This window comes from Mesorhizobium sp. M2C.T.Ca.TU.002.02.1.1, from assembly GCF_003997225.1.
Window position 1 is genome coordinate 1 of record NZ_RZTO01000812.1, and the last position, 2695, is coordinate 2695.

Consider the following 2695-nt stretch of genomic DNA (forward strand, 5'->3'; position numbering starts at 1 on the left):
CTCGAACACTTTCTTGAGATCCGCGACGCCGGAGAACACGGCGGATATCTGCTCGAAGGCAAGGTTGGTCTCGCCGGCGAGCAGCCGCGCCACGGTCGTCTTGCCGGTGCCGGGCGGACCCCAGAAGATCATCGAGCCGAGCGAGCCGGAATCGATCAGCCTGGTCAGCGCGCCGTCAGGGCCGGTCAGATGCTCCTGGCCGACAACCTCACCAAGATTTTTCGGGCGCAGCCGGTCGGCCAGCGGCCGCCCGGGCGGCGCCTTTTCCGGCTCATCGGAACTGAACAGATCGGCCATGCAAGTCTTTTGTTTGAAACGCGATCTCGCTCATTTTGGAGCATGATCTTATCCGAAAACCGGTTCTCACGTTTTGCTCCGCTGACCTTCGGTCCGGGATCATGCTCTAAATGGGCAGACCGCCTCAGTAGCGCAACACCTGGCGCAGTATCTGCCCGCCGCGCTCGACGGTAAAGCGCCACCAGCGTGTGTCCTGCTGGGCGACCTGTGCCAGCGTCGCCGCGGTGTCGATGGTGGTGCCGTTCACCTCACGCACGATATCGCCGGGCTGGAAGCCGAAATCGGCGGCCGGCGAATCGCGGCTGATATCGATGACGGTGACGCCCTTGAGATCGGTGCGGAGGCCAAGCCGCTGGGCGAGCCTGGGCGAAAGTTCCGCGACCTTGGCGCCGGAAAAGGGACTGCGGCCACGCAGGGTGACCTCGCTGGGCTTGGCGCCTTCCGGCGCACGCTCCAGCGGGATTTCCAGCGTCGCCTGCTGCCCCTTGCTCAGCACGGCGAACGTCGCCTTGGTGCCAATCGACAGCGTGGCCATGCGATAGTCGAGCGCCTCGATGCTTTCGACCGGCGTGTTGTTGAGCGACAGGATGACATCGCCTGCCTTCAGCCCTGCCTTGCCGGCAGGCCCGGTTGCGTCCACCGAGGACACCAATGCACCGGTCGGCTTCTCCATGCCGAGCGATTCGGCGATCTGCGGCGTCACCATTTCGAATTCCGCGCCGATATAGGGACGCTCGAAGAAGTCGAGCCCGGCCTTGGCGGCATCGGCGAAGGCGCGCACCATGTTCGAGGGGATGGCGAAGCCGATGCCGATCGAGCCGCCGCTGCGGCTGTAGATCGCCGTGTTGATGCCGACAAGCTGGCCGCCCATGTTGATCAGCGCGCCGCCCGAATTGCCGGGATTGATGGCCGCATCGGTCTGGATGAAATAGCCGGAATCCGAGACGCCGATGTGGCTGCGGGCGAGCGCCGAGACGATGCCGCTGGTGGTGGTCTGGCCGACGCCGAACGGGTTGCCGATGGCGAGCACCAGGTCGCCGACCTCAAGCGCGTCGGAATCGCCAATGGCGATCACCGGGAACGGCTTGTCGGCCGAGATCTTGAGCACGGCGAGATCGAGCGTCTCGTCCTTGAGCATGACCTTGGAGGTGAATTCGCGTCCGTCCGCGGTCGCCACCTTCACCTCGTCGGCGTCCTTGATGACGTGGAAGTTGGTGACGATGACGCCGCTCGGATCGACCAGCACGCCGGAGCCCAGCGAGGACTGCGCGCGCGGCTGGGCGCGTCCGAAGAACTCCTCGAAGAAGGGATCGCCCTCGAAGGGCGAGGTCACCTTGGCGGTCTGCGAGGCATAGACATTGACGACGGCCGGGGCCGTTTGCTTGACCAGCGGCGCGAAGGAGAGCTGCACCTCCTCGCGGCCGAACGGCACGCGTTTGTCGGGCCCGGACGTACCGTTCTCGCCCTCGACGCCATGCAGCAGATCGGTCAGCACATCGGAGAGGCCCGGATCGGCCGGCTTGGCGGCATCCTCGGCAAAAGCCTGTCTTGCGGCCGGTGCCGCGGCGAAAACGGCCAGCGCGGCAACAAGAAACAGTCGTTTGAGGTGCATTCCGAATCCTCCAGATCGGGCGCCATTGTCCCGACGATTGTGCAGAATGAAAGGCTAATGCACACAAATGCGACACTTGTCGCGCAAAAGCGTGAGCCCAGACGTGAAATTCCGCTCGCTCTGCCCAACCTCTTCCAAATGCAAAAGGGGCCCGTAGGCCCCTTGAAGTCATTGACGAAAACGCAGAGCCTCAGGCGGCCGCGGCTTCCTCATTGGCGCCCTCTGCCTCGAGGCGGGCGCGGTCGGCGGCGCCCTTGGCCGACGTGTCGCGATCGACGAACTCGATGACCGCCATGGCGGCGTTGTCGCCCTTGCGGAAGCCCGCCTTCATGATGCGCAGGTAACCGCCGTTGCGCTGCGCGTAACGGGGCGCAATCGTGTCGAACAGGCGCTTCACGACCGGCTCGTTGCCGATCTGGGCGATGACCTGACGACGGGCGTGCAGGTCGCCGCGCTTGCCGAGCGTCACCAGCTTCTCGACGATCGGACGCAGGTCCTTCGCCTTCGGCAGGGTGGTGACGATCTGCTCGTGCTCGATCAGAGACACGGCAAGGTTGGCGAACATCGACTTGCGATGGCTGATGCTGCGGGCGAAGCGACGGCCCTTGAAACCGTGGCGCATGGCTCTTTTCCTTCTTCAGTTGTTCAAGAGGCCACGGCCTCTGATGGTTTTCCGCATGACCGTCGGATCGAGCGGCTCTCGCCGCCGATCCTTGGAATTCATGCTCAATATTGGTCTTCGTAACGCTTGGCGAGGTCTTCGATGTTTTCCGGCGGCCAATCCGG

3 protein-coding genes are annotated in these 2695 nt (G+C 64.2%); all 3 read right to left on the reverse strand.

Annotated elements, in window-relative coordinates:
* The coding region (locus EOD07_RS29795) for an AAA family ATPase (protein WP_127237877.1) at positions 1-297 on the reverse strand (297 nt) is incomplete at its 3' end.
* A gap of 124 nt (positions 298-421) precedes the next feature.
* A complete protein-coding gene (locus EOD07_RS29800; RefSeq protein ID WP_041006790.1) occupies positions 422-1909 on the reverse strand; it encodes a DegQ family serine endoprotease in 1488 nt (495 codons plus the stop codon).
* 190 nt (positions 1910-2099) lie between these two features.
* A complete protein-coding gene (gene rplQ, locus EOD07_RS29805) occupies positions 2100-2531 on the reverse strand; it encodes a 50S ribosomal protein L17 (RefSeq protein WP_040982999.1) in 432 nt (143 codons plus the stop codon).
* Between the last annotated feature and the right edge of the window lie 164 nt (positions 2532-2695).